Raw genomic sequence first — 26,999 nt, 5'->3', positions numbered from 1 at the left:
TTCGCGTAGCAACAGGGGCTGCTTTGCAAATAAAGAGAAATTTCCTACGAGCTAGAAGGAAGTCGGAGAAGCCACAGGCAAGCGGTTCCTCGTTAGTGTTCAGAGTCCTCACGACTCTGCTCAATACGAGGTTCGCCCATGAGCATCAGCCAGAGCATCGCCACTTTAGTCGCCGAAACCGATTTCCTCCTCACCCCCTGCAAAGCCTGCCAGCGCCAAGGCCTGCCAATCCTGCCCCTGCGCCAAGCCCTGGTCCCCGACACCCGCCCAGGCCGCGACTCGGCCACGCAAACCCGCATGGGCCTGCGCACCTTGCGTAGCGGCTACCTCTACGTGCTGCTCGACCAGCGCATCTGGCACGCCTACGAAGTAACCGATCACGGCCACCTGCGCCGCTTCAACCCCTACGAACCGCCACCCGGGCCACCGCCGCCGCTGCCCGAACGGTGCACACAGGCGGACCATGATTTGCCGTCTTCCTTTCTCAACATCGACACCGAGACCTACGGCTCGGCCTGGCTGGCCTTCTCCAGCGATGCCTGGCCGGTCAGCGTGCTGCAGGCCTACCGCAATGGCCAGGCGCCCGCGCACCGTTTCGAAGGGCTGGACCTGGCCCAGGCGCGCAACAACCCCGAGCTGCTCGGATTGGCGATGACCCCGGACAACCTTCAGGTCGACCGGCAGGTGTTCGAATACGCCCAGCAACTGAACGGCCCGTTCGACAGCGCCCACGGCTTTCACAGCCGCTTCCTGCGCAAGTTCGCCCTGCGCGGTTACGTGGTCAACGCCATGGAGCAGCACGCGCTGGAAAACGGCGTGCTGGCGGTGGTGCTCGACGACACTGTCGGCCTGGTCCAGGAGTACAACCACCAGCGCCTGAACTGGGTGGTCAAACGCCAGGCCTGGCGCGAAGATCCGCTGCGCGCCTACCAGTTGCAAACCTCGCAGATCTTGTTGGCCATTCGCGCCGTTTTGCGGGAGCAGGCAGCACAGCAGGTGCCCTCGTTCGAGCCCCATTCAGGCGACGGCCCACCGGTTTTCGTCGACCCGCAAGTAGAGCGCCAGCGCGTGATCGAAATGCGCCAGGCCCAGAGTCAGGACAGGCTTGAGGAGCGTTACCACGAACCCCAGCGTGCGGCCTTCCAGGCCCAATACGATCAGCAGGACGCGCAGTTCCAGGTCTATATCGACCACTACGCAGCGGCCTATGCCGCGTTGTGGGACAGCCCTGCCTTTAAAGTCAGCGAACAATACGACTATGACGGCAACAACCGTGAGTCGGGTGTGGCTTACAGCAAAACGCTGGCGCTTTGTCTCGGCGGGGGCATTACCGAAGCCCCATCAACCGGCGCAGAACCCCGTCAGCCCGCACCTGGTACCAGCGAAGCGCTGTGGCTGAAGTGGCTGCAGGATCCTCACAGCCCTCCTTACCGTGCGTTGTTGATGAGGGATCAGGCATTGATGGGGGCATGGCTACCCAGCTTTTCCGGTACCGATACGATCAACTGGAATGACAGCGACAAATTGTACGCAGTGCTCAAACAAGTCCTCACCAGCGATGAGGGCCAATTGCGCAGGCGCAACATCCTAAGGCACGCCGTCACCGAGATGCTGGGTGCGGTGAATGCTGCCAGCCAACGCCTGAGGCACTTACTGCCCCCAGGCGTTGAAAGCGCTGTACGGCAACTGAACAGCGCCGTGCAGTTTTTCTACAACGGCGTGCAGCTTGTTGCGCTGGAAGTGCGCATGAAGCTGGGTGAGTACTACGCGTTGCAGAGTGCTCATTTGCGGGCGATGCAACACAAGGCCAATGAAGCGATTGCGGCGGTGAGGGACCGGATAATGGTCAGCCTCGATGACATCGAATGGGGATCGACGCAGTTGACGCGCAAGGTGCGGCCCATCATTCAAAACGGCTTGCTAAGCATCGCCGTGCTCGACCCCAGGTTTACCAACACCATGATCAGCGTGAGCGTTTGGGTGGAGGGTACGGCTGAGGCATTGCATGAGCGTCTGTTCAAGGATGCCAGTGTGGGCGTGAGTCAGCTCAGCAGCGGGGCGCAAATCGCGCTGGTCGATCTATCCGTGGCGGCTGGGACATTGGAGCCGAATGCGCGGAAATTGATGCAAGGCATGCGGGTGACTTCCCAGCAGGCGGCTAAGTTGGTGCGCACGAGCTTTGCTGGGTTGCGTGGAGTGGCCGGGAGTTGGGAGTTGCTGCTCGCGGTGGGTGGGATTTATGTGATGAACGATAGTTTGCGCAGGAATGTTGAGAAGGCGGAAGTTGAGATTGGGAGTAAATCTTATGAAGCGATGATGGCCTTGGAAGGCGCCAGGTTGGGTGTGATGGGGGGCAGTGTGGAGGCGTTGGGGCTGATCATCAGGGAGAGTGCAAATCAAATAGTGAAAAGATCCTCATTGAGCGCGGCAAGTGTTGGTACGGTTAAATCTACTGTAGCGCTGGGTCATGTCGTGGTCAGAATCGGAGCTCTTATCAGCGTTGGTTCAAGCATTCTTGATTCAGTCCAAACGGGGCTTGCCCTGACTCGGACGTTCAAATCGGGAGATACCGATGCATCCAAGCGTTATCTGTTGGCAGGCATATTCAGTATAGGTGCAGTTGTGGCCTCTATGGGCGCAGTATTTAATCCAGTGCTGCTCGGGCCGCTGGGTGTTGCAATAGTTTTAGGCATGATTGTATATGGCTTCAACAAACTTGCTGTGGCCCAGGAATCTAAGCCACTGGAGCGTTGGGCCAGGCGCTGTTATTTTGGACGGGCAAATGAGCAACCGAAAATTCATTGGAATAAGCCTGAGGATACAGACCTTGCTTTTGCTGAGCTGAATGCGGCTACGCTCGGTCTGACCGCTGAGTTGGATTTCCACTCACGGGCTGAAGACCCCCTTGTGACTTCCAAGATGGGAGGTCTTGCTGGCCATGAAATCACTCGGTACATCAGAATAAAAATTACTCTACCGAGATTCGATGAAGCTCACTCTGCCTACAGTTGGAGTTTGTCAGTGCATCGGCACGGTGATGGTGTGGCATCAAACTTTACTGGCGGAGAAACCATTACGTCGGGTAATTATTATCCGCCGCATACCAAAACGGCGGTTGATTTTTTACCTTCAAAGCAGCCCATATTTCCGGACTACAAGCCTGAAAGCTTGAATGTGCGCGTGGCGGATATTAAAGAGGTGGTATCAGAATCTGAAAGCTATCTGCATCGATCGATTTTAGCAAGCGTGGAAATGATGCCGGACATTGGGCGGCATAATATCTTGGCAGCCACCTTGGTCGTTTCATACTGGCCAGATCGAAGTATGCCGGATGCCTTGGCAGAAGTAATCGTACAGGAGTGCAGCTAATGGCCAATATGGAGATAGAACATCTCGAGCGGGCTGTAGGATGGAAGTACGATCTGCCAGCGCCGGGTGAGCCAGTAGATAGTCGGAGTTGCTTGGAACGGTTGGAGCCTGCGCCAAATTACGTAGATGCGGTTTATTTGGAACTGCCTAGGTCATCGTTGAAAGTAAGAGGGATCGGTCGGATTTTTGGGTCAGCTGCATTGGTTATTAGTATTCCAGGGTTGATGTTTTTTATCTATGACTTAATGTCTTCTTCATGGAATTATGATAGTCCGATTATTCTTTTCGGTACCATAGGGATATTCGTCGCATGCTGGGCAACCATTCCAATGATCCGCATGGACATAGAATTTCCCCGCTCCGAACCCATCCGCTTCAACAGAAAACGCCGAAAAGTCTATTTCTACCAATACCACTACGATCCATTCAATCCATTGGGCCTGCGCGGCTGGGGCGTGAAACCGGTCGTCTATGACTGGGACGACCTGGTGGTCGAAGCGTGCAGCATCTACGCACCCATGGGCTATGGCGGCCTGATGGAGCGTGTTTTCATCAGGGTTTGCAAGCCCGGCACCGACAAAGTGATCGACCGCTTGTTCTTTACCTACGACATCGACCAGGGCAAGGATTATTGGGCCGTCGCCCGCCTGTTCATGCAGCAAGGCCCCGAAGCCCTTCCGGACTTCGTAAATCCCCCATGGGACTGGAACAGCGATGACGGGTTGAGCCCCATGCACTGCCTCGCCCCTAAAGTTCAATGGCCCGCAGACATAGATCGCGAATCCCGCACGGCACCTACAGAAACCTAGCCGCCGAACGCGTGGGAGTTGGGCAGGCGTATACCAAACGTATTCGCGCCTGCCTCGCTACGCACAAAAATCTCCCCCCCATGCATCACCGCAATCGCCTTGACGATCGCCAGCCCCAACCCATGATTCCCCCCACCACTGTTGCTGCGCGCCGCATCCACCCGGTAGAACCGCTCGAACAACAGCGGCAGGTGCTCGTCATCAATCGCTGGCCCCGGGTTGCTCACGGCAATACTGACCTGCTCCGGCCCAGCCTCGATATGTACCCGAATCACCTGGTCCGGTGCCGTGTGCTGCACGGCATTGTTCAGCAGGTTGATCAGCGCGCGGCGCAACTGGGCTTTCTCGATGGGCGCTTGGGCATCGCCGCTGACCGAGACGCTGACCTGCGCGTCTTCGAGGATGTAGTCGAGGTAATCGAGCGTGGTGGCCACTTCTTCGGCCAGCGATGCCTGGGTCAGGGCAGTGACCTTGCTGCCCTGGTCGGCGCTGGCGAGGAACAGCATGTCGTTGATGATGCTGCGCAGGCGTTCCAGTTCTTCCAGGTTCGACTGCAGCACTTCAAAGTAATGCTCGGCGCTGCGGCCACGGGTGAGGGCGACTTGGGTCTGGCCGATCAGGTTGGTCAGCGGCGAGCGCAGTTCGTGGGCGACGTCGGCGTTGAACGCTTCCAGGCGTGAATAGGCCTGGCTGACCCGGTCGAGCGCAGCATTGAAGGCGCCCGCGAACTGCGCCAGCTCCGGTGCCAGGTTTTCCGTCTGCAGGCGCCCGTTCAGGCGCGGCGGGGCCAGGGCCTGGGCTTCGTTGGACAGCGCCAGCAGCGGGCGCAGGCCGATGCGCGCGACCCAATAGCCGAGCACCGAGGCCAGCAGCACGCCAAGCACTGCCAGGCCGACGATGGCCACCAGTAGGCTGTGCTGGGCCTGCCAGAACGTTTCGGTGTCGATGGCGATAAGAAAACGCAATGGCGGGCGATCACCCAGGGCCGGCAGCTCGCTGACCAGCACCTTGTAAGGGTAGAGGTGGTCGGGCAGATGCAGGTCGCGCATCCCCGGCGTGCCTTCGGCGAAAGCGCGGACCAGCTCGCTGGGATGACCATACTCGAAGGCCGGGTTGCTGCCGACAACCCAGAAGCGAATACGTTTGTCTTCCTCGCTCAGCAGGTTGAGCTTGTTGTTGATCTTGGCCCAATGCTCTGGCGTGCCGAAGCGGTTGAGGGTGGATTCCAGCACGCTGTAGCGCGCATCGAGCTCCGCCGCTGGCAGCAGGTCGAGGCTGCGGTCGACCTGGCGGTACAGCGCCGAGCCGATCAGCACGAATACACCCAGCGCCACCAGCAGGAACAATGCCGACAGGCGCAGGGCGATGGAGTTAACCGGCACGGTTTTCCAGGACATAGCCCATGCCTCGAATGGTATGCAGCAGCTTGTTGTCGAACGGCCCGTCGAGCTTGGCGCGCAGACGTTTGATGGCCACTTCGACGACATTGGCGTCGCTGTCGAAATTGATGTCCCAGACCAGCTCGGCGATCGCCGTCTTGGAGAGGATCTCGCCCTGGCGCCGGGCCAGCACGCTGAGCAGCGAAAACTCCTTGGCAGTCAGTTCCAGGCGTTGGCCGGCGCGGCTGGCCTTGCGCGCCATCAGGTCGATCCACAGGTCGCCGACCTGCACCTGCAGCGGTTCATGGCTGCTGCTGCGGCGGGTCAAGGCCTGCAGGCGGGCGACCAGTTCGAGGAAGGAAAACGGCTTGCCCAGGTAGTCATCGGCACCTTCGCGCAGGCCATGGATGCGGTCTTCGACACGCTCGCGGGCGGTAAGCATGATCACCGGCGTTTGCTTGCGTGCCCGCAGCGCGCGCAGCACGCCATAACCATCCAGGCCCGGCAGCATCACATCGAGCACGATCACCGCGTAGTCGCCTTCCAGGGCCAGATGCAGCCCGTCGATGCCATCACGCGCGAGGTCGACGGTGAAGCCTTGCTCGGTCAGGCCGCGATGCAGGTAGTCGGCGGTTTTCTCTTCGTCTTCGATGATCAGCACGCGCATGGTCTTGTCTCAGTGGGTACTTGGCGCGACCGCCGGGGCGGCCTGGCGGCGGTGGAACAGGCGCTCCAGGGCCAAGTATATGACCGGGGTGGTGAACAGCGTCAGGGCCTGGCTCACCAGCAGGCCACCGACCACGGCGATGCCCAGCGGCTGGCGCAACTCGGCACCGGCGCCGAAGCCGAACATCAGTGGCACCGCGCCGAGCAGTGCGGCCAGGGTGGTCATGATGATCGGGCGGAAGCGCACCAGGCAGGCCTGGCGGATCGCCTGCTCGGGTGTCATGCCGTGGTGGCGCTGGGCTTCGAGGGCGAAGTCGATGAGCAGGATGCCGTTTTTCTTGACGATACCGATCAACAGCACGATACCGATCAGGCCCATGATGCTGAAGTCCTGGCCGCTGGCCCAGAGCAGGATGACTGCGCCCAGGCCGGCGGAGGGCAGGGTGGAGATGATGGTCAGTGGGTGGACGAAGCTCTCGTAGAGCACGCCGAGGATGATGTACACCGCCACCAGCGCGGCGAGGATCAGCCAAGGTTGGCTCGACAGCGAGCTCTGGAACGCCTGCGCGGCGCCCTGGAAATTGCCGGCGATCGAGTCCGGCATGCCCAGTTCGCGTTGGGTGCGTTCGAGGATCTGCACCGCATCGCCCAAAGCCACGCCGGGGGCCAGGTTGAACGACAGGTTGGCGGCCGGGAACAGGCCGTCGTGGCTGATCGACAGCGGCCCGGTGCTGGGCGCGGCGACGTGCGCCAGGGCCGATAGCGGCACCATCTCGTTGGTCAGCGGCGAGCGCAGGTAGAAGAAATTCAGGCTCTCGGCCTTGCCGCGCTGCTGGGCATCTAGTTCGAGGATCACCTTGTACTGGTTGGTCTCGGTCTGGAACTCGCTGATCTGCCGCTGGCCGAAGGCGTCGTACAGCGCCTGGTCGACGTCGGTGGTGGTCAGGCCGAAGCGCGCCGCGGCCTGGCGGTCGATGTCGATGCGGGTGACGCTGGCGCCCAATTGCAGGTCGTTGGACAAATCGCGGAACGCCGGGTTTTCGCGCAGGCGGTCGGACAGGCGTTGGGTCCACAGGTTGAGGGCCACGCCGTCGTTGCTCTTGAGCACGTATTGGTACTGGGTGCGCGATGGCCCGGAGCTGAGGTTGATGTCCTGCCCGGCGCGCAGGTACAGGACGATGCCTGGCACCTGGGCGAGCTTGGGGCGGATCCGGTCGATCCATTCGCTGGCCGAGACATCGCGCTCGCCTTGCGGCTTGAGCGAAATCCAGAAGCGACCGTTGGCGATGGTCTGGTTGCTGCCGGTGACCCCGACCGAGTGCGAATACGCGCGCACTGCCGGGTCGTCACCGATGATCTTCGCCAACGCCAGATGCTTTTCGATCATCGACGGGTAGGAAACGTCCGCCGCGGCCTCGGTGGTGCCAAGGATAAAGCCGGTATCTTGCAGCGGGAAGAAGCCTTTGGGGATCCCCACGTAGCCGGCCACGGCCAGCGCCAGGGTGATGCCGAACACGCCGAGGGTGATGCGTCGGTGGGCCAGGGCGCGGTCCAGGCCCTTTTCATACCAACCTACGAGGCGATGACCGAACCCACCTTCGTGGTCGCCATGCGGGCGGCGCATGAACAGCGCCGCCAGGGTCGGGGCCAGGGTCAGCGACACGACCACCGAGATCAGGATGGTGGCAGTGGCGGTGAGGGCGAATTCCTTGAACAGCCGACCGACCACGCCGCCCATGAACAGCAGCGGGATGAACGCGGCGATCAGCGAGAAGCTGATCGACACCACGGTGAAGCCGATCTCGCCGGCCCCCTTGAGCGCCGCAGTGCGGCTGTCGTCGCCGGCCTCCAGGTGACGGTGGATGTTTTCCACCACGACGATGGCGTCGTCGACCACGAAGCCGACGGCGATGACGATGGCTACCAGGGTCAGGTTGTTGAGGCTGAAGCCGAACACGTACATCAGGGCGCAGGTGGCGATCAGCGATACGCCCAGCACGCTGGAAACGATGAAGGTGGCCGACCATTGGCGCAGGAACAGCGCCATCACCCCAATCACCAGCACCACGGCGATCAGCAGAGTCAGCTCCACCTCGTGCAGCGAGGCGCGAATGGTCTGGGTCCGATCCTGTAGCACCGACACCTCGACCGAGGCCGGCAGCATCTCTTGCAGACGCGGCAGAGCGTCGAGCACGCGGTCCACGGTATCGACGATATTGGCGCCAGGCTGGCGGAAGATCACCAGGTTGAGCCCCGGCTGCTCGCCGGACCAGGCTTTTACATAGGCGTTTTCGGCGCCGTTGATGACCTTGGCCACGTCCTTCAAGTGCACCGGCGCGCCATCACGGTAGCTGACGATCAGCTGCGCATAGTCTTCGGGGTGGAACAGCTGATCGTTGGCGGCGATGGTCGACACGCTGTGCTCGCCATACAGCGCGCCCTTGGCCAGGTTCAGGCTGGTCTGCTGGATGGCCAGGCGCACGTCGGCCAGGGTCAGGCCGATGGCGGCGAGTTTTTCCGGTTGTGCCTGCACCCGTATGGCTGGGCGCAATTGCCCGGTGATGTTGATCAGGCCGACCCCGTCGATCTGGCTGAGTTGGCGCGCCAGCAGGGTTTCGGCGTAGTCACTGAGTTCATTGCCAGGCATCTGCGCGGAGCTGACGGTCAGGATCACCACCGGGCTGTCGGCCGGGTTGACCTTGCGCCAGGTCGGCGGGCTGGGCAGGTCCTGGGGCAAGCGCGCGGTAGCAGTGTTGATCGCCGCCTGGACTTCCTGGGCGGCGGTGTCGATGTTCTTGTCGAGGGTGAACTGCAGGATCAGCGTGGTCGAGCCCAGCGCGCTGCTGCTGGTCATCTGGGTCATGCCGGGGATGGCGCTGAACTGCACTTCCAGGGGCGTGGCCACCGACGAAGCCATGGTCTCCGGGCTGGCACCGGGTAGTTGGGCGGTCACCTGGATGGTCGGGAAGTCCGCTTCGGGCAGCGGCGCAACGGGCAGGCGCGGGAAGGCGATGGCACCCAGCAGCACCAGGGCGAAGGTCAGCAGCAGGGTGGCGATGGGGTGGTCGATGCACCAGGCCGAGACGCCATTGCGGCTGTTCATGGCTGGCTCCTGCGGTCGGCGATTTCGGCAGGCGCGGGCGCGTCCGGTGTGATCTCGACCCGCGAGCCGGGCTTGAGGCGCGACTGGCCGTCGAGCACCAGCTGGTCACCGGCCTTGACCCCGGCGACGATGTTCAGCGTGCTGTCCTGATACAGCACCTTGACCGGCACGCTGGTGACCTTGTCGCCGTCGAGGCGGTAGACGAAGTGGCCATCGATGCTGCGTTGCACCACGGTGGGCGGCACCACCAGGGCGTTTTCGTCCATGGCCGTGCGCAGGCGCACGGTGACCAGTTGCCCTGGCCACAGGCGGCCATCCTTGTTGTCGAATTCGGCCTTGACCCGCACCGTGCCGGTGTTGGCCGAGACCTGGTTGTCGATCAGCGCCAGGTGGCCTTCACCGAGCAGGTTGCGCTCGCCATCGGCGTCCATGTAGGCCTGCACCAGCGCCGGGGTTGGCGCCTTGAGCAGGCCTTGCAGGGTCGGCAGCATCTGTTGCGGCAGCGAGAACTCCACTGCGATCGGGTCGATCTGGGTGACGCTGAACAGGCCCTGGGTATCGCTGGTGCGCAGCAGGTTGCCGGGGTCGACATTGCGGATGCCGACACGGCCGGTGACTGGCGAGCGAATTTGCGTGTAGGAGAGCTGTACTTCGGCATTGGCAATGGCGGCCTGGTTGCCCTTTACCGTGGCCTGCAGCTGGTTGACCAGCGCTTGTTGCTGGTCGAGGGTTTGCTTGGACACGCCGTCATCGCTGCTGAGCAGGCGATAGCGCTTGAGGTCGACACCGGCCACCTGGATCTGTGCCTGGCTCTGGCCGAGCTGGGCGCGGGCCTGGTCGAGGCTGGCGCGGATGCTGCGGTCGTCGAGGGTGGCGAGCAGGTCACCTTGCTTGACCCACTGGCCCTCCTTGACCAGCACCTGGGTCAGTATTCCCTCCACCTGCGGCCGTACCTCGACGCTGTGCAGTGACAGTACCGAGCCGATGGCGCTGGCGAAGCGCGGCACGTCCTGCTGGGCGACGCTGACCACGCGCACCGGGATGGCGGTTTGGGCGCGGGTGGCGGGCATCTCGTGGCGCTGGCCGTACCAGATGCCCAGGATCACCAGGGCGCACAGTGCCAGGCTGGCAAGCAGGAGAGAGCGGGAAGGACGTCGCATCGGGGCGGGGACCTTGGACAGGGGATGGAAAGTACGGGTCAGTACTCAAGCTTATAGACCTCGAACCGGGTCGGCAGCGTGACGGCTGGCTGACAGCGCTGACAGTTTCGGACGAAAAACGATATCGACTCACCGGTGCTGGCTGAAAACCACGACTGCAGCGTGCACTGAGACACTGCTCGGCCTAGGGTAGTACGCAGTTGAGAAGGGTGAATGCATAAATAAGACAAAGTCCGCTACTAGCAAGAATGCCAGCTGACGGTTCCTGCGACCTGCTGTAGTGTCTCAATACGCCATGGGGCTTGGAACGTATGCGTTTAATAAGCCAGCGAGGCTCAGAATTACGGCTTTCGGCAGGGTCGGCGGGTACAGCGTTTTCATGTGCTCAACGGTAGATGCAGGAATGTTTTTCGAGGATTGGATAATGGGTAATATTAAGCCATTGGCGCAAGTGCAGTCCGGTCATGCGGTACCCACAAACACTTCCCAAAATGATAGTTCTGCAATGCGCAATGCTGAAGGGGTTGTATCACTGCCGCTGACGTTTCGTGTGACTCGACTAAATCTGACCCTCCCGCCTCCGGTCGTTAGAAACACCCCAGACAATACGCTCACGCCTGTGGAAGGCCAAGTGGTGCTCGTGGATATAGCCTATGAGCATATGGGAACTTCACATGAGATAGAACTGGTTTGGAATGGCCGCATATACACCGCTGTGCGCGGAGAGGTCGGAGGCACGGTGAGTGTGGTGGTCGAGAGGGCAGATATCATTGCCAGTATCGGGCGAACCGTTCAGGTATTTTATTACGTGACGCGCGACGGCCGTCGGGAAACGTCAGATACGCTACAGCTCCAAGTCACGGCACCGACCTTTGACCCGATATTACACGCGCCTGTGATCCTAGAGGCCGTCAGCGGGCAACTGGATGTTAGCGCCTTGCTGCAGGATGCGAGACTTACCGTTGCGCGCTGGCCATTCAAGGAAGAAGGTCAGCTTCTTTATTTGAGTTTCAGTGGGACATTGCAAGCTGGTACACCCTATGAAGCACAGCATGCTATATGGTGGGGTTACCCTGCCTCCAACGCGAATCTTGAACAAACAGAAGTGGAGCTGATAGAACTGCGCAAGCTAAAAGCGGATTCCGACTTACATGTCAGGTTGGAGGTCTCATTTGATGGTGGGGTGAGCAAAATCCCTTTCCCTTTATCAACTTACCGTGTAATACAAGTACTGCTTGAAGAAAGATTCGAAGGTTTGCCGGAGGATGTGCTGAAAGAGAAGATCTATGCGGTAGGCGCAAAGATAACGGTGCCGAGCATGGTCATTGAAATGATTTACAACCAAGATGTTGCTAATGCCTACGCGGCTATTGAGAAAGACCCGAACAGTACCATGGCATTGCTGGTCAATCGTTCGCCTCACGGGGGTGTGACGCCTAATAGACGCATGGTCCTGAGGTTGACACTCAATCATGAATACAGCAAGGTGAAGTTGACATGGCTGGCTGCGCACGCCGTTGGATATGTTCGCTTTCTCGATGTCAATGGCAATGAGCTTGAGGTGGGTGTGGCTGTAGCGAATAATGCAGTTCAAGTTTTATCTTCGCGATTGCATGGACCTAATAAAATCAAGGCATTACAAATCGAAGTGACTGACGTCATCTATCTGGATGATTTCATTTTTACCCGATAACTCCATTGCCTGCGCAGAGAACGGGAGGTGATTGAAGTACTAACTTCGAGCGCCGCGCAGGCGGTGCTCGAAGTCATGTCACATCACAGCTTTTGAGGCGTGTGCCTGACAGCCTCATCAAAAACCAATGAACGCGTAGTAAACCGGCGTTTCGCGCGTCGTCTGCAAGCCCAAGCTGCGCAGCTCTCCCGCTGTTTCGGCGTCGGGCACATGCAGGGTCCACGCGGAAAGTTCATCCGTCGGCCCCCCTTCCAGCGCCCCTGCAAACGCCACCATCTCCGGCAAATACGCAGTAAACCCATTACTCTTCAACGCACTAGTTGTCATCCCCAACCCTTGGCACAAGGCAACCTTGGCCGCGATATCATCCCGATCAGCCTGGCGCGAAGCCTGGACTAGGGCGGCCAGTTGCGGGTCGACTGGCAATTGGCCGTGGATCAGTTCAGGACCTTGTTTCCAAGCTTCAGGAGGGCAGTCCTTGTTCTCTGGCCGCAGCGGAATATGTGGGTTGATCTCCACCGGGTAGATGCGACAGACCAGTGGCCGGCTCTCGTAGATGGTGCAAAGGTCATTGTCGTCGAGATTACGGCAGCGCCCGGGGTTGAATGCGGCGAAGGTCACCGAAACGCGCACTTCGCTGGCGCCGCACGGCACTGGGTGCGAGCGGCGCAGTACATGTTCACGCTGGTCCGCCGGCATGCCCGGCCCATCCACCACGAACGCCTCGATCAGCACCACCACCTGGCCACCAGACGCTGCCCAGCGGCGTGTCTCGTCCAGCGTCAGCGGCACATGGTGGCCGGTGCAGCATTTGCCGCAGCCGGTACAGGCAAAACGCAGGCTATCGGTCACTTGGCGTCGGGGTTCCATTCACTGACGAAGGCGCGCTGGTGTTGGCGGTCGTACAGGCACAGCTCGGTGCCGGTGCGTTGCTGCATGTGCTTTTGTGGGTAAACCCCTTCGATGACCAGGGCGCTGAAACCGACCTGATCATCGAACTCCGCCGGCTTGCCGCGGGCATGGGCATCCTTGAACTGGCTGGCGGCCAGGCAGGCCTTGAGCATTTGCTGGCGTTGTTCGTTCCAGGCCTGGGTGCTGGAGGCCTGGGCAGCGCCGCTGAAGGCGGCGAAGGCAATCAGGAGGGAGCTGAAGAACTTCATGCGCAATTTCCGGAAAAGCTTGCTAAGGGTGCGAATTATGCCCCAGTCATCCCCGGTAGCACGCCGAGGAGTTTGTCGCTGAATATAACAGCACGGCCCTCAGCGCTCGGCAAACACCACAGTGCGCGCCGCCACCACCAGACAGTCGGTCAGCTCGGGCGATGAGAACTTGGTAAGGATGGCATTGGCCCCGGCCAAGCGGGCCTTTTCGGCGCTCATGGCGCTGTCCAGCGAGGTGTGCAGCAGCACGTACAAGTGCTGGAAATCCGGCGTTTCGCGCAGGGTGCGGGTGAAGGCATAGCCGTCCATCTCCGACATTTCGATATCGGAAACGATAAGGTTGATTTCCTGCGCGGTGCCCTGCAGTTCCAGCAGCACGTTGATCGCGTCCTTGGCGCTGCGCGCGGTGTGGCACTCGATACCCAGGTTGCGCAGGGTGTGCACGGACTGCTGTAGCGCCACCTGGCTGTCGTCGACCACCAGAATATTGGCGGCGGCCAGCAGGCTGGCATCCTCTTCGTTGAGTACGCCCGCTGTAGGCTCCGGCGCGGCAGGGGCGATGGCGTGAATGACCTTTTCGATGTCCAGCACCTGTACCAGGGTGTTGTCGACCCGAGTCACGCCGGTGATGAACGAGCGGTTGCCCGAGCCAAAGGGCGGCGGCTTGATGTCGGTGCTCAGGCAATGGACGATGCGGCTCACCGCCTGCACGTGCAGGCCCTGGCGCGAGCGGCTGATCTCGGTAACGATCAGGCAACCGCCATCGGGGTCGGCCAGTGGGCGCTCACCGATGGCCCGGGACAGGTCGATCACCGACAGCGGGTTGCCGCGCAAGGTCGCCACGCCTTTCACATGCGGGTGCGACTCGGGCAGGCGGGTCAGCGGCGGGCAAGGGATGATTTCGCTGACCTTGAGCAGGTTGATTGCCATCAGCTTGCCGCTGCGCAGGGTGAACAGCAGCAGGGACAGCGAGTCCGCGCGGGCGTTTTGCGTGGCCATGGTGACCTTCGTGGGAAACAGGGGATAACGGGTTATCGGCCCAGGGTGGCTGGGCTTTAGGTAAAAAGAAGGAGCCTTGCGGCCCCTGATGTTTCAGAAGTTGTAGCGAACGCCGAGATTCACGCCCCAAGGCTGCTCGATGTTGTTGCCCTTCATGTAATCGAAGCCGGCATTGACCTGCACGGTGTCGGTCACCTGTGCGGCCACACCTGCGCCCAGCTCGATGCGACTACCCGACAGATCGTTGTCGAACCGGTTGCCGTTGACCTTGACCTGGTTGTTGCGGGCGAATTCATGGGCTGCAGCCACCTTCACGTAGGGCTGCACGAAGCCGCCTTTATCCAGCGAGATGGTACGGCCCACGTGGCTGCCAACCTTGCCCAGCAGCGAATCGGCGTTGTCGGCACTGGCGCGCATGCCGTTGTCCAGGTTGTAGCTGGCACCATCGACCCACAGCGTCGACGCCTGGGTGTAAGGTTCGACGAACCAGCCGTCGTCCAGCTTGATGTGCTTGCCCACTTCAACCGAGGCACCGATGCCGTTATTGCTGTAGTCGCCCTTGGCCTTGCGGCCGTCGCTCATGCGCACGTCGGAGCTGTTCTTGAAGCGGTTGGCCTTGATCAGTGCATCGATGTACAGGCCATCATCAGCCAACCAGGTGGTGTACGCACCCAGATAGAAGCTGTCGACCTTGCCAGAGGTGCCGCCGGACAAATCCAGGTCAGAGCGGCTGTAACCGCCCATCACACCGACCAGCCATTGGCCGTTGCTGGTAGGCAACGGCGCATCGGCACCGAAGGCGATGCCTTGCTGCACCTGGTCATACGAGGCACCGGCGCCGGCCGCCACCTTGTATTTGTTGCCGTAGCTACGCAGCCAGCCACCGCCTTGTTCCTGGCCGTTGCGCAGCTCGCCCATGCGCCCGCGAAGGGTTGTCGACTCGCCGTACCACACGGTGGGCGCGGCACTGAACAGGCCGGTAACCGAGCGCGTGCCTGGGGTGGTGGTGTCGCCTTTGCGCACCAGGAACCAGTCGTCGCCGCGTTGTTCCAGCTCGTAGGCGAAGGTGCCGAAGTCCACCTGGCCACCGACCAGGCCGAACTGCGAAGTGCTGCCTTCGCCGGTATGCACCAGCTGATGGGCACTGACTTCGGCGCTCGGGTCGGTGCCGGTATTTTCCACCAACAACTGGTGGTCGCCGCTGGCCTTGCCGCTCACGTCAAGGAAGTCGCCTTGCTGGCCAGCCAGATCGGTGCCGAGAATGAAGGTACCGTTGCCCGAAAGCTCGCCCAGCTGCAGACGGCTGAAGCCGGTGCTGCCTTCGGTTCCGCGCAGGTTCACCGTGCCGCCCGCGAGTGCCAGGCTGTCGACAGTGGAACTGCCGGTCATGGTCCAGGCGGAGGTGCCGTCGATTGCCAGCGTGCTGGCGTTCTCGATGGTGCCGGTCAGGCTGGCGTAGTTGGAGAGGCCCAGGTTCAAGGTAGCAGTCGAATCCGCCACGATGTTTCCGCTCAGTTGGCTGTTATTGACCGACACATTGGCGCGGGCTTCTTCGCCCACTTCGAGGATCACGCCGTTACCACCTGAGAGGGTAGAGCCGTTGTTGATTTCGAGCTCCGCAGTCTCGTTTGAGGAAGCCGTACGAAAAATCCTGATGGCACTGCCTTCACGTCCTGCTGCCCTGGACTGATCGAGCACCAGCTTCGCACCCTGCTCAACGGTTCCCGTGACACCCGCAAACAGCACGACGCCATTCTTGTCACCGCTAACCACGCTGCCTTCTCGGATGAGCGCTGTGGCACCCGCCACCACCACCCCTGCCCCCCCCGGCACCGCGCCACTGCCAGGGCCTCCGGCGAAGCCGTCTACCTGTGTATTGGCCAGATCGAGGACAGCGCTGTGGGCAACGTTAATGCCACGGCCAACTCCCGAGATAGTACTGTTGCTGATACGCGCGGTCGATGCCTGATCGGTCCCTGACAAGCTGACACCGTAGGCTGTGGCGTTGGGCTGGGCCGGGTCGACGCTACCGATAATGGTGCTGTTATCAATGACAGCATGGCTGTTATGCAGAGTTAGGGCGGTGATACCGACCATACCGACGTGGCCACTTTGGATATTCACCTGCGAGCCGCCGGTGGCAAATATCCTTTGGGTGGAGCCACCGGGCAGCACATGGAGGGTCGCGTTTCGTTGTAGTTCGTAACGATTGACTGAGGCCCCTTCATCTACGGTGAAGGAGCTGTCGGGCGGCAACACGATCGTCTCGGTGGCGAACGCAAGGGGGGCGATAGCAAATCCCCCCACTGCGATCAAGGTGCAGGTTATTACACGTTTCATGATGGTGCTCGGTCAAAAAATAAAGTGCGATTTGACCGGAATAAGCCGCAATTAAACGTAGGTATATTCTTATGATACTGAAGGAAAAGTCAGATGTTATTACAAAGTATTACACATCAGACCACGCTACCAAGCCAATTGAAATCCAACATTCACGCCCCACGGCTGCTCGATATTCTTGCCGTTGCTATAGTCAATGTCGGCGTGAAGTTGCAGCACATCCGTTATTTGGGCAGCGATACCCGCACCGATCTCCCCACGGCTGCCAGATAAATCGTCATGGAATGTCGTGCGATTTATCTTGATGTCATTGTTACGCGCAAATTCCCGAACTGCCGCAAGCTTTACGTAAGGCTGCACAAACCCTCCTGTCTGCAGAGGGATTGTGCGCCCCACGTGGGTACCCAGCTTCCCCAGCAGAGAATCGGCCCGGTTGCTGTCGGCCTGCAAGCCATTGTCCAGGCTGTAGTGTTCACCCTCGACCCACAGCGCCGATGCCTGCAGGTAGGGTTCGACAAACCAGCCGTCCTCCAGCTTGATGTGCCGGCCGGCCTCTACGCTGCCACCTAACCCATAGTTGCTGTAGTCCCCCTTGGCTTTGTCGCCGTCGCTCATGCGCACGTCGGCTTTGTTGTCGAAACGATTCGCCTTCAGTACTGCGTCGAGGTAGTAACCATTTTCCCCGATCCACGTGCTGTAGAGCCCAAGGTAGTAACTGCTCACTTGGCCGTTGCTGCCAAGTCGCATGTTCAACTGTGAATCGCTGTAACCGCCCATCAGGCCGACCAGCCATTTACCACTCTCGATCGGCAGTGCGGTGTCCACGCCCAGGGACAGCCCTTGCTGTATCTGTTCGTAGCTCACCTGGTCGGCGGCCGACACGCGATACTTGTTACCGTAAGTGCGCGCCCATAAACCGCCTTGCCCATAGCCGTCACGGAGTTCGCCCATGCGACTGCGCAAGGTGCTGAGTTCACCGTACCAGACCGTGGGCGCTGCGCTGAATACGGCGATGGCTACTTGCGTGCTGGGTGAAATGATGGGAGGGGAAGTGGGGTTCTGCGCCAGGTACCAATCAGTATCTCGCTGCTGAAGCGCATATGAGAAGGCACCTGCATCCACCAGGCCGTTTTCGCTGAGCACCGCGAAACTGGCATTACCGCCCTCGGTGTGCACCACCCGTTGCGCAAACTCTCCCGCAACTGGCTCAGCCCCCGTATTGACGATTTGCAGGCCGTAGGTGCCTTCGGCCTGGCCCTCGATGTTGACCAGGTCGCTTTGCAGTTGCGCCAGGTCGGTGCCCAGTACGAAGGTGCCGTTACCTTGCAGCTGGCTGGCTGTCAGGGTGCGAAAATCACCATTGCCAGCGCGCAGGTTGACGGTACCACCGGCCAGTTGCAGTGCGCCAACGTTCGAGTTGTTGACCATGTCGAACCTCGAGCTGGCGGCAATGCTGGTGCTGGTAGCATTGCTTACGGTGCCGATCAGCTGTGAGCCATTGGCCAGGCTCAGCGTGCCTGCTGTAGACGCATCCTGTATCAGGTCACCTGTCATGCGGCTGTTGTCCAGAGCCAGGCTGGCGACATTGTTGACCGAGCCCTTTAGCGACGAACCATTGGTGAGATTCACGGTGGTCGCACTGCTAGAGGCAGAAGCCACGTTTCCATCAAGATGGCTGGCGTCCAAGGACACCTGCGTTGCGTTTGTTACGTTACCGGTCAGCTGAGAGCTGTTGGCCAAGTTCAACCTGCCCAGGTTGAATGCGTTGCCACTGAGCGTTGAACCATTTGCCAGGCTAACCACGGCGGTCGAACCCGCCGACCCATTGAGCGTGCCAGTCAGGGTACTGGCATCTAGTGCCAGGCTGCGCACGTTGTTGACGTTACCCGTCAACGCAGCGCCATTGAGCAGAGAAACATCGGCCACCGCACCACTGGCAACCTGTATATCGCCGGTCAAGCTGCTGGCTTCTACGCTCAAGCGCGCCTGGGCGATGCGATCGGCGGGGTCGCCGGGCAGCCCGACTTCAAGCAGGGTGCCATTGGCTGTGGTCAAGGTCGTTCCATTGCGAATCTCGATACTGGCCAGCATGGCCTCGCTGCTGAGATTGCTCACGACGATTGCGCTGCCGGTCTTCGACTCAAGGCTTGCATGGTCCAGCACCAGGTGTGGAGTGGCGCTGCCGACCGTATTGGAGAACAGACCGGCAGCCCAATTGCTGCCAGTCACAGCGGTGTCGCGCAGGATCGCTTCGCCTCCGACGAGGGACACACCCAAGCCTCTGCCCGCCACAGAGGGCCCCACCGAGCCTGTTGCGCTGATGGTCGAACCAATGACCGTCGCACTGCTGCCGCCAGCGACATTGAGACCGCGGCCAGCGGCTGTGATGGTGGTGTTTTCCACCAGCACGGTCGCGCCAGGGATCGATTCGTCGATGCCTCTGATCACGGAAAGGCCGGTGTTGGCAGTGGATGTCAGGGTTGAATTACGGATGGTGCCCTGGCTTTCCGTCAGAACCACTGCGCGCAAGTTGCCACCACTGACCGTCGCGCCGTCGAGCGTAATGGTCGAACCTGGGTTGGCGAGGATGCCCAGCGCTTCCCCACCGGGTTCGATAATCAAGCTGGCAGCATCCAGGGTCCAGCGTTCTGCAATGTCACCAGGCTGGACAGTGGCGCTGTCCCCTGGGGAAAGATCGCTGGCCCTCACCGGTCCAAACAAACTGGCTGATAGAGCAAACGCATGGATATAACGCGAAACTCGTAGTTTTCTTAGTGAGGTAGCGCTCATCGAGTTTAACTCCCGGTTCAGCATTGAATTGCGAACTGCGCAAGAGTGAGCAGATGTTGAAAGCTCTCTGTCCAACGTACTTTCAAGTACCTGTTATACAGGAGTCACGTCGGTGCCGAACCTAGTAAAAATGCTAGGTTACAGGTCGAGAACGACCGGTTAGCATTCATGGGCACGCAGGGTGTTGCTAAAGGGCATAGCAGCGACTGTTATCGTTTGTATATGTATTGATTGAATTCCAATATAAATAACGGAGGTGCCACCATGAACGCCCCTTTCAATAAGCCGGGAAAGACTGACAGGCAACGCACAGTCAAGCCGACTGCCATGAATCAAGCCACGATTCCGGTGCGTGATGAAGCGACGGGTATCATCAGACGTCCTGACTTGGAAAACAATGTATTGGTTGAAGTGCCAAAAGGGCTTGAGTTCAGGAATACGCTGACCATTCAATTGTTTATCAATAACGATTTTGATGATCCCAATAACCGTATCGGTGATCCCCTTGATCTTGCCGGTTTCGATCTTGCTGACCCTCAGCTGGTGAAGTTTGATCTCTTTTATAAAGTCACCGAGTTCCCAGCGGATGGTACCGATGAGACGGTGTCTTTGAATTACTATCTATTTGACGCCGATTCAGAAGCAGGCATAGCGGCAACTCCTTTAAACGTGCGCTTCGATCGCAAGGCGCCCGGTGGTGATGAACCGCCACCGATAGCCTTCACCGCCGACCAGCTCAGCGGGATCACCGACGCCGATATCGATGGAAGCGACCAGCTGAATATGCTGATTGACCCTTTTTTTGGAGGGGAAACTGGCGATATCGTCGAGCTCTGGCTGGGGGAGTCCGAAACCTCAGGTAGCTATTTAACACCTACGTTCACGGTGCAAAACCCAAGAAACCAGCTGCCGGTTTACTTGACTCGGAATGACCTCAACACAGCGGGTGACGCGCGCACACTCTTCTTTGGCTACCGTGTCACCGATTTCGCAGGTAACGTCAGTGCGCAGTCCAACTTGATTGGCATCCCGGTATTCATCAACCTGCCCACGCTTCTGGCGCCTCTGGTACCCGAATCTGACGATGGTCTTGTGATCTTCACTGATGCCAACCCCTCTGTGAGCGTGGAAATCCCTCAATACCCCGGCGCCGCCGATTCTGATACGATCACGGTGATCTGGGGTGGCATTAGGACCACTTCTTATTCCCTAGGCCAAGGGGAGGGTAATAACGACCCTGTGGCCATTCTCGAAGTGCCTTATGATGTGGTGAAAGCTGCGGGTGATGGCCATGATATTCCTGTCACGTATGAAATGCTCCGAGGCGCTAATCCAGTCGTCCCTTCACCTGTAACCAATGTGCCCGTCAACCTGACGACTCCGGGCGGACCCAACCCGGACCCGGATCTGGGCACGCCTGAGCACGACAACATCAAGCCACCTTCAATCCAGTGCGGCACCAGCCCCGTGAACACAATCTCTCCGGCAGACTTCCACCTGCCGGCTACAGCGACGACCTTCCGCCAAGGCGTGGATAACAATCCCATCTGGAGAGTCGGAGATGTCATTCAAATGCATTGGGGAACGGTCTCGAACCCCGAAATCGCATCGGTGCCAGTAGTTCCGGGTAACGAAGGTGCCAATATTCCCGTCCCCATTCCTTTTGCCGGTGTGATCGAAGCGGTTGGCGTAGGTCCGATCACTACGTTCTTTACCATCACCCGTGAATTACCAGCACCGAGTGGCGGGACCGTTCCTGTGACCGTCAGTTCACCCGTGCAAATTGTTCAAGTAGCGTCAGCAGACGCTCTGCCGGGCGATGGTCAGCAGCTTAGGGCGGGTACATTCCCGGAAGCCAATGCCAGGAACATCATTACTCGCGCAGCCGGCATCAATGGTACGACATTCCGCATTCTGCTGGACGGTGTGACCAATATCGACGGCACAGGCGCAACGGTCAGCTATGACTTTGTGGGTGTTCAAAGTGGTGATGCGGGCAGCTTGCCTAATCCACCACCGGCGCCAATCGAACAATCGCGGGTCAAGGCTGATGATGTGCCGCTGACGGCGGATCATATCGCTCAAGGCTACTTCGAAATTAACTTGCCTTATTCGACGACTTATTACATTTGCCGCAACGGTGCGACACTGAATTATTCCTTGGCCAATACGACGGGGAGAAACAGTAATACGCTCCCGGCCTTTGTCCGTTTCGCCATGGATATTCCCGATAGCGGTTGTTCTCTTCCAACCTTCGGCAATCTCTCAAGCATGGCAACACTTTCGTCTGGTTCGGCGGGCCATGTGACTTATTCCGTACCTGTCAACCTGCCCGCCATCGCCTTCACCGACGATCAGCGCAGCGGAATCACCGAAGAAGACCTTGAAGGCGGTGTGCTCACCGCTTCGGTCAATGCTTACTTTGATAGCCAGCCTGGCGATGTCATCACGCCGTGGCTCGGTGAGTCAGAATTAACAGGGATGTATCTGGAGCCAACCAGTACCGTGGAGCCGGGTACAAAAACACCGATCCACTTCAAACGCAGTGATTTGATAAAGGGTAACCGCCAACGGCTGTTCTTTGGTTATCGGGTCACCACTGCCAGAAGCGAGGAAAGCGAGCTGTCGCGGCTGGTCGATATTGAAATCAATCTCGACATGAAGTAAGTCGATCAACGCTGCATGAAGCAGGGCGTCAGCCCCACTTCATGCAGCGTTACTGCAGCGGCGTGAATGGCGTGATTCAACTACCGTTCACGCAGCGCTTCCTTGGCGCGATTAAGCGGCTTGATCAAATAGTCGAGAATGGTCTTCTCACCGCTACGTATGTCGACGGTGGCAATCATTCCTGGCACGATCGCGAAACGCTTACCAGCCTTGTTCTGCAGGCTGTCCTGCTCGGTGCGGATAAACACCCGATAATAGTAGATCTCCGGCTTCACTTCGTCTTGCAAGGTGTCCGGTGAAATACCCACGACCTTGCCATCCAGCCCGCCGTACACCGAATAGTCATAGGCACTGATCTTCACCTTGGCCGCCTGGTCGGGGTGGATGAAGGCGATGTCGCGGGGTGCGATGCGCGTCTCGATCAGCAGCCGCTCGTCCAGCGGTACGATTTTCATCACCTGGCCGCCGGGCTGCACCACGCCACCCAGGGTGTTGACCTCAATGTCCTTGACGATACCGCGTACCGGCGAGCGCAGGGTCAGGCGGGTCAGCGAATCGCTGCGTCCGCGGATCACTTCGGACAGGCTGTCGGCTTCGGCGCTGGCCTTGGCCAGCTCTTCGCGGGCGCGCACCAGGTAGTCGGAGCGGGCCTCGTTGGCCTTGAGCTCCAGCTCCGAGCGCTGACGGTTCAGGCGGATCACCTCGACCCGGCTGGAGGCGCCCATCTTGGCCAGGTTCTCGGTGATCTTCAGCTCGCTGCGCACCAGCCGCAGCGAATCCTCGATGCCCGCCAGGGTCTGCTCCAGGCCACGGCGGCGGGTCTGGTACAGGGCGGTTTCGGCCTCGATCAGGTCGGGGGAGTCGCGCAAACTCTCGGGGAACACCAGCGGCTTGCCGGCGACTTCGGCACGCAAGCGCGCCACGCTGGCCGTGGCCGCGCGGTATTTGGCTTCGCTTTCACCAACGCTGGACGCGGTCTTGGTCGGGTCGAGTTGGGCCAGCACCTGGCCGCGCTCGACCAGGTCGCCTTCGCCGACGTTCATCTCGGCGACGATTCCGCCTTCGAACGACTGGATCACCTGCTCGCGCGAGCTGGGGATCACCTTGCCGGTGCCGGTGGACACCTCGGTCACCTCGAACCAGGCGGCCCAACCGAGGAACGCGGCCAGCATCAGCGCGCAGAGGGTGATGATGCGGCCCGCGCGTAAGACGGCCTGGTCATCCTGACCATCGAGGTACGAGGCGGGGAGTTCGTGGTTGCTCATGCCTGCGCTCCTTGCAGCTTGGCCAGCGCAGCGTCGCGCTTGTCGTCGATGACGATGCGCCCGCCGTCGAGCACGATGATCCGCTCGACCCGCTGCAGCACGCTCAAGCGGTGGGTGGCGATCACCAAAGTGCGGCCCTGGCAGAAGCGGTCGAGGTTATCCAGGAGCTTGCGTTCGGTCATGTCGTCCAGCGAGGCGGTGGGTTCGTCCAGCAGCAGCACCTGCGGCTGGCGCACTAGCAGGCGTGACAGCACCAGGGCTTGGCGTTGCCCGCCGGACAGGCCAAGGCCTCCTTCGAGGATCAAGTGATCCATGCCTTTGGGCAGACGGCGCACGAAGTCGAGGGCGCCGGTAGCGGCCAGCGCTGCCACCAGTTCCTGGTCGCTGGCCTGGCCGGCGCCGAGGGTGAGGTTTTCCCGCAGGGTGCCGTGGAACAGCCGTGCGTATTGCGGCAGCAGGCCAACGTCACGGCGCAGGTCGGCCGGGTCGAGGTGGGCCATGGCGATGCCGTCCAAGGTGATTTCACCCTGCACCAGGTCCATGGCGCCGCCCAGCGCCTGCAGCAGGGTCGACTTGCCAGCACCGTTGCGCCCCAGCACGGCAATGCGTTCGCCCGGCTGGATGTCCAGCTGGCCGATGTTCAACACCGGTGGCGCTTCGGCGTCGTAGCGGAAGTTGGCCTGGCGCAGTTTGTACTCACCGCGAATGGCCGGCAGGTGCACGCGCGCTTCGCCCTCGGGGTGGTCGACCGGCGACTGCATCAGCTTGTCCAGGCCTTGCAGCGCGACCTTGGCTTGTTGCCAGCGTGTCAGCACATGGGTCAGCTGGGCCAGCGGCGCCATCATCCGTGAGGACAGCATCGAGGCGGCGACCAGGCTACCGGTGGTGAGGTCGCCGGCGATCACCATCGGTGCGCCGATGACGATGACCACGGCGAACACCGCGCCCTGCACGTTCTGGGTCCAGGTCACCAGGCCGTTGGTCAGGGTGCGCAGGTGCAGGTTGGTGTGCGCGCAGGCGGCGTTGTACTGGTTCCACTGGCGCTCGAAACGCGCCTCGGCCTGCAGCGCCTTGATTTCGTCCAGGCCCTGGATGCTTTCCACCAGCATGGCGTTGCGCAGCGACGATTCGCGCATCGAGGCGTTGGCCAGGCGCGCCAGGCGGCGTTGCGCCAACAGGCCGGGGATGACCATGGCCAACAGCGCCACCAGCGGGATGAACACCAGCACGCCGCCGATCAGCCAGAACACGAACAGGAACAGCAGGAAGAACGGCAGGTCGGCCAGCGCGGTAGCGGTGCTGGAGGTGATCAGGTCGCGGATCGATTCCAGCTCGCGCAGCTGTGAGATGAACGAGCCGGTGGATTTTGGCCGCGCTGAATTACGCAGGCGCAGGGCATGGCCGTAGACCAGATCCGACACACGCAGGTCGGCGCGTTTGCCGAGCAGGTCGGTGACCTTCAGGCGCAACAGGCGCATGCTGAAATCGAAAACCAGCGCCAGCACCACGCCGCCGAACAGTACATACAACGTCGGCAGGGATTCGGCGGGGATTACCCGGTCGTATACCTGCATGGAAAACAGCACGCCGGCCAGCGCCAGCACGTTCGCTACCAAGGAGGCGACCATCACCTGGCCGTAGGGTCGCAGGTCGCGCAGGACGATGCGGGCGAACCAGTGGCGGTCGTAGGGCGCGGTGTAGTCGTCGGTGCGCACGTCGCGCAACGGCCGCGCCGGGCGCATCAGCGCCACGCGGTTGATGCGACCTTCGAGGGCTTCGCGGGGCAGGCGCGAGGTCAGGCTCTGGTCACCGGCGAACACCACGGCCAGTTCGTTTTCTTCTGTGACCGCCTCGACCACGGCCAGCTGACCATCGTCGAGTTCAAGCACCAGCGGCGTGCGCCATTGCTTCAGGGCTTTGGCGTCGAAGCGCACGAAGCGCAGCGCCAAACCTGCCTGGCGCGCCATGTGGCGGAGGATTTCGTCCAGCGGGCGGGCATCCTCCACGGCGGCCAGGCGAATGCGCTGGGGCGAGACATCCAAGCGGTAGTGGTGGGCGACCTGCAGCATCACCTCAAGCCACGGCCCGAGGTCAGGGCGATGGACCACGGCCTGCTCCGGGGGCTGCTGATTGGTTTGGCTCAGGTTGACGGTATCGTTCATGGCTCGATCTCCACCCCTTGCAGGTTGCGCCCTTCAAGGCCGAAGGCCATGCGCAGGGCCCCGGTGTTGTACAGGCAGTCGACATCCAGGCGCAGCAGGTCGGAGCGCGTGCCGGCAAGCTCGAAGCGCGACTGGTAGATTTCCTGCTCGGCGTTGAGCAGGTCGAGCAGCGGGCGCGTGCCCAGGTCCAGGTATTGCCGGCCGTAAAGCACGCGGGCTTCCTGGATGCTGGTCTGGCGCGCTTCCAACGAGTTCAGGCGGCGGCCCAGCCCCGAGGTCTGCGCCATGGCTTCGGCCAGCCCACGGCGCGCCTGCAGGCGTGCGGCGTCTTCAGCCGAGTCGGCGGCGGTCAGGGCGTGCCCGGCGGCGCGGCTGCGGGCGCTGATGGCGCCGCCCTGGTAGATCGGCACTTCGACGTTGAGGTAGATGCCGGCCTGGGTGCGGTCGATGCGGTTGTTGTCGCGGTTGTAGTCGTCGTCCAGGTAATGATTGACCTGCGGCTGCAGCGACAGCGTCGGGTAGGCCTCGGCCTTGGCCTGGGCCAGTTCGGCTTTGGACTGGGCGCGCAAGGCCAGGGCCATGAGCACGGCGGGCAGGCGGTCGTCGCCGTTGGCTGGGCGCTTGCAGGACTGGGCGAGTTCCGGGGGCGATTCTTCGGCCAGGGCCGGGGGCGATACGCGGCCCAGCAAAGCGGCGAGGGTCGAGCGCCAGCGCTCGTACTGCGCCTGGTATTCCTCAAGCGTTGCGCGCGCAGCCTCCACGCGTGACTCGGCCTGCACCAGGTCGGAACGGGTGCTGGCGCCCATGTCGCTGCGCTGGCGGGCCATGCCGGCGATGTCGCCGACGCCACGAATCTGCTCACGGGCGATGACCATGAGTTGTTCGTAGCGGCGGGTTTCGATCCAGGCGTAAGCGGTGTCGCGGGCCAGGTCGTCGACCACCAGCAAGATGTTGGCCTGGGCGCGGGCGGCGGCCGCGTGGGCGGCATCCACGGCGCTGTCGACCTTGCCGAAGTCGTAAAGCATCTGTTTCAACGACAGGTTCACCGCCTGGCTGTTGCGGTCACCGCCGTAGCCGGTGTCGTAACCGGTGCGGATGCCGCCGGAAATCTGCGGGTAGTAACCGGCGCGGGCGACGTTGATGCCTTCGCCTTGCTTGTACAGGTTGCCGATGGCCTCGGCGATGCTGGGGTGCCACTGCGCGGCCGCCAGCACCGCCTCGCTCAACCCCAGCCGGTCGCCAGTGCTGGCGGCCTGGCCGGACGGTGGGCGGGCAGGGATGGCATTGGGAGCGTCACGTAGCAGTGACGGCCCGATGTTGCGCAGTGTGGGGTCTATGTCGTCGGCTGCGTGTGCAACCGGGTGGAGGTTCAACGCCAGGAGCCCGAAGGCGCCCAGCAACAGCGGTGACAGCGGACTGCTTCGCTTCACAGAGTTC

The 26,999-nt window shown here is 60.9% G+C and carries 16 protein-coding genes; 4 read left to right on the top strand and 12 right to left on the bottom strand.

Going from position 1 to position 26,999, the window contains the following annotated elements:
* The first annotated feature begins 138 nt into the window (after positions 1 to 138).
* Together ACIQUF_RS10385 and ACIQUF_RS10380 are read left to right on the top strand one after the other, a co-directional pair.
* Entirely contained in the window at positions 139 to 3,369 is a 3,231-nt protein-coding gene (locus ACIQUF_RS10385) for a T6SS effector BTH_I2691 family protein (protein WP_403131140.1), read from the top strand.
* Positions 3,369 to 4,178, top strand: coding sequence for a DUF6708 domain-containing protein (locus ACIQUF_RS10380; protein WP_403131138.1), 810 nt, complete (start codon positions 3,369 to 3,371; stop codon positions 4,176 to 4,178). The genes ACIQUF_RS10385 and ACIQUF_RS10380 overlap by 1 nt, the downstream gene beginning before the upstream one ends.
* Here the strand turns inward: ACIQUF_RS10380 and ACIQUF_RS10375 are convergent.
* From ACIQUF_RS10375 to ACIQUF_RS10360, 4 genes are read right to left on the bottom strand one after another with little or no spacing between them, the layout of a single operon-like run.
* The gene (locus ACIQUF_RS10375) at positions 4,175 to 5,575 is read right to left on the bottom strand and encodes a heavy metal sensor histidine kinase (RefSeq protein WP_403131136.1); all 1,401 of its coding nucleotides are present in this window, start codon (positions 5,573 to 5,575) and stop codon (positions 4,175 to 4,177) included. The genes ACIQUF_RS10380 and ACIQUF_RS10375 overlap by 4 nt on opposite strands.
* Positions 5,550 to 6,224, bottom strand: coding sequence for a heavy metal response regulator transcription factor (locus tag ACIQUF_RS10370; protein WP_400797628.1), 675 nt, complete (start codon positions 6,222 to 6,224; stop codon positions 5,550 to 5,552). Before ACIQUF_RS10370 ends, ACIQUF_RS10375 begins: the two co-directional genes overlap by 26 nt.
* Positions 6,225 to 6,233: 9 nt before the next feature.
* Entirely contained in the window at positions 6,234 to 9,326 is a 3,093-nt protein-coding gene (locus ACIQUF_RS10365) for a multidrug efflux RND transporter permease subunit (protein ID WP_403131134.1), read from the bottom strand.
* On the bottom strand, positions 9,323 to 10,486 hold the full coding sequence (locus ACIQUF_RS10360) for an efflux RND transporter periplasmic adaptor subunit (protein ID WP_403131132.1): 1,164 nt from the start codon (positions 10,484 to 10,486) through the stop codon (positions 9,323 to 9,325). The genes ACIQUF_RS10365 and ACIQUF_RS10360 overlap by 4 nt, the downstream gene beginning before the upstream one ends.
* Positions 10,487 to 10,910: 424 nt before the next feature.
* Here ACIQUF_RS10360 and ACIQUF_RS10355 point away from each other — a divergent pair, with 424 nt between their 5' ends.
* Positions 10,911 to 12,179 carry a hypothetical protein gene (locus ACIQUF_RS10355; RefSeq protein ID WP_403131130.1) on the top strand — a complete coding sequence of 423 codons (1,269 nt, stop codon included), beginning with the start codon at positions 10,911 to 10,913 and terminating at the stop codon, positions 12,177 to 12,179.
* A gap of 117 nt (positions 12,180 to 12,296) precedes the next feature.
* Here the strand turns inward: ACIQUF_RS10355 and ACIQUF_RS10350 are convergent, their stop codons facing one another.
* The 5 genes from ACIQUF_RS10350 to ACIQUF_RS10330 form a co-directional block, all read right to left on the bottom strand.
* On the bottom strand, positions 12,297 to 13,031 hold the full coding sequence (locus ACIQUF_RS10350) for a YkgJ family cysteine cluster protein (protein ID WP_403131128.1): 735 nt from the start codon (positions 13,029 to 13,031) through the stop codon (positions 12,297 to 12,299).
* Positions 13,028 to 13,339: a hypothetical protein gene (locus ACIQUF_RS10345; RefSeq protein WP_403131127.1), complete on the bottom strand. Its 312-nt coding sequence runs from the start codon at positions 13,337 to 13,339 to the stop codon at positions 13,028 to 13,030. The genes ACIQUF_RS10350 and ACIQUF_RS10345 overlap by 4 nt, the downstream gene beginning before the upstream one ends.
* A 99-nt stretch (positions 13,340 to 13,438) precedes the next feature.
* Positions 13,439 to 14,338, bottom strand: coding sequence for a chemotaxis protein (locus tag ACIQUF_RS10340; protein WP_403131125.1), 900 nt, complete (start codon positions 14,336 to 14,338; stop codon positions 13,439 to 13,441).
* A 93-nt stretch (positions 14,339 to 14,431) separates the two neighbouring features.
* Positions 14,432 to 16,678: an autotransporter outer membrane beta-barrel domain-containing protein gene (locus tag ACIQUF_RS10335; protein ID WP_403131123.1), complete on the bottom strand. Its 2,247-nt coding sequence runs from the start codon at positions 16,676 to 16,678 to the stop codon at positions 14,432 to 14,434.
* Between the two features lie 126 nt (positions 16,679 to 16,804).
* Entirely contained in the window at positions 16,805 to 19,468 is a 2,664-nt protein-coding gene (locus ACIQUF_RS10330; RefSeq protein WP_403131122.1) for an autotransporter outer membrane beta-barrel domain-containing protein, read from the bottom strand.
* 264 nt (positions 19,469 to 19,732) lie between these two features.
* On the opposite strand from ACIQUF_RS10330, the gene ACIQUF_RS10325 reads away from it, so the two are divergent.
* Positions 19,733 to 22,135, top strand: coding sequence for a hypothetical protein (locus ACIQUF_RS10325; RefSeq protein ID WP_403131121.1), 2,403 nt, complete (start codon positions 19,733 to 19,735; stop codon positions 22,133 to 22,135).
* Between the two features lie 80 nt (positions 22,136 to 22,215).
* Here the strand turns inward: ACIQUF_RS10325 and ACIQUF_RS10320 are convergent, their stop codons facing one another.
* The 3 genes from ACIQUF_RS10320 to ACIQUF_RS10310 are packed head-to-tail and all read right to left on the bottom strand — an operon-like array spanning position 22,216 to position 26,992.
* Positions 22,216 to 23,400 carry an HlyD family type I secretion periplasmic adaptor subunit gene (locus ACIQUF_RS10320; protein ID WP_403131119.1) on the bottom strand — a complete coding sequence of 395 codons (1,185 nt, stop codon included), beginning with the start codon at positions 23,398 to 23,400 and terminating at the stop codon, positions 22,216 to 22,218.
* Positions 23,397 to 25,562 carry a type I secretion system permease/ATPase gene (locus tag ACIQUF_RS10315; protein ID WP_403131117.1) on the bottom strand — a complete coding sequence of 722 codons (2,166 nt, stop codon included), beginning with the start codon at positions 25,560 to 25,562 and terminating at the stop codon, positions 23,397 to 23,399. Before ACIQUF_RS10315 ends, ACIQUF_RS10320 begins: the two co-directional genes overlap by 4 nt.
* Entirely contained in the window at positions 25,559 to 26,992 is a 1,434-nt protein-coding gene (locus ACIQUF_RS10310; RefSeq protein ID WP_403131115.1) for a TolC family outer membrane protein, read from the bottom strand. The genes ACIQUF_RS10315 and ACIQUF_RS10310 overlap by 4 nt, the downstream gene beginning before the upstream one ends.
* Between the last annotated feature and the right edge of the window lie 7 nt (positions 26,993 to 26,999).

This window comes from Pseudomonas sp. NPDC090233 (assembly GCF_044772285.1).
In the GTDB taxonomy this organism is placed as follows: Bacteria; Pseudomonadota; Gammaproteobacteria; order Pseudomonadales; family Pseudomonadaceae; genus Aquipseudomonas.
This window is presented reverse-complemented; position numbering and strand designations above follow the sequence as displayed.

What these genes read in the sequence shown, in the direction of transcription:
- ACIQUF_RS10385 (WP_403131140.1), top strand. Translation starts at nt 139, where the DNA reads ATGAGCATCAGCCAGAGCATCGCCACTTTAGTCGCCGAAACCGATTTC.
- ACIQUF_RS10380 (WP_403131138.1), top strand. Translation starts at nt 3,369, where the DNA reads ATGGCCAATATGGAGATAGAACATCTCGAGCGGGCTGTAGGATGGAAG.
- ACIQUF_RS10375 (WP_403131136.1), bottom strand. Translation starts at nt 5,575, where the DNA reads ATGTCCTGGAAAACCGTGCCGGTTAACTCCATCGCCCTGCGCCTGTCG.
- ACIQUF_RS10370 (WP_400797628.1), bottom strand. Translation starts at nt 6,224, where the DNA reads ATGCGCGTGCTGATCATCGAAGACGAAGAGAAAACCGCCGACTACCTG.
- ACIQUF_RS10365 (WP_403131134.1), bottom strand. Translation starts at nt 9,326, where the DNA reads ATGAACAGCCGCAATGGCGTCTCGGCCTGGTGCATCGACCACCCCATC.
- ACIQUF_RS10360 (WP_403131132.1), bottom strand. Translation starts at nt 10,486, where the DNA reads ATGCGACGTCCTTCCCGCTCTCTCCTGCTTGCCAGCCTGGCACTGTGC.
- ACIQUF_RS10355 (WP_403131130.1), top strand. Translation starts at nt 10,911, where the DNA reads ATGGGTAATATTAAGCCATTGGCGCAAGTGCAGTCCGGTCATGCGGTA.
- ACIQUF_RS10345 (WP_403131127.1), bottom strand. Translation starts at nt 13,339, where the DNA reads ATGAAGTTCTTCAGCTCCCTCCTGATTGCCTTCGCCGCCTTCAGCGGC.
- ACIQUF_RS10340 (WP_403131125.1), bottom strand. Translation starts at nt 14,338, where the DNA reads ATGGCCACGCAAAACGCCCGCGCGGACTCGCTGTCCCTGCTGCTGTTC.
- ACIQUF_RS10335 (WP_403131123.1), bottom strand. Translation starts at nt 16,678, where the DNA reads ATGAAACGTGTAATAACCTGCACCTTGATCGCAGTGGGGGGATTTGCT.
- ACIQUF_RS10330 (WP_403131122.1), bottom strand. Translation starts at nt 19,468, where the DNA reads ATGAGCGCTACCTCACTAAGAAAACTACGAGTTTCGCGTTATATCCAT.
- ACIQUF_RS10325 (WP_403131121.1), top strand. Translation starts at nt 19,733, where the DNA reads ATGAACGCCCCTTTCAATAAGCCGGGAAAGACTGACAGGCAACGCACA.
- ACIQUF_RS10320 (WP_403131119.1), bottom strand. Translation starts at nt 23,400, where the DNA reads ATGAGCAACCACGAACTCCCCGCCTCGTACCTCGATGGTCAGGATGAC.
- ACIQUF_RS10315 (WP_403131117.1), bottom strand. Translation starts at nt 25,562, where the DNA reads ATGAACGATACCGTCAACCTGAGCCAAACCAATCAGCAGCCCCCGGAG.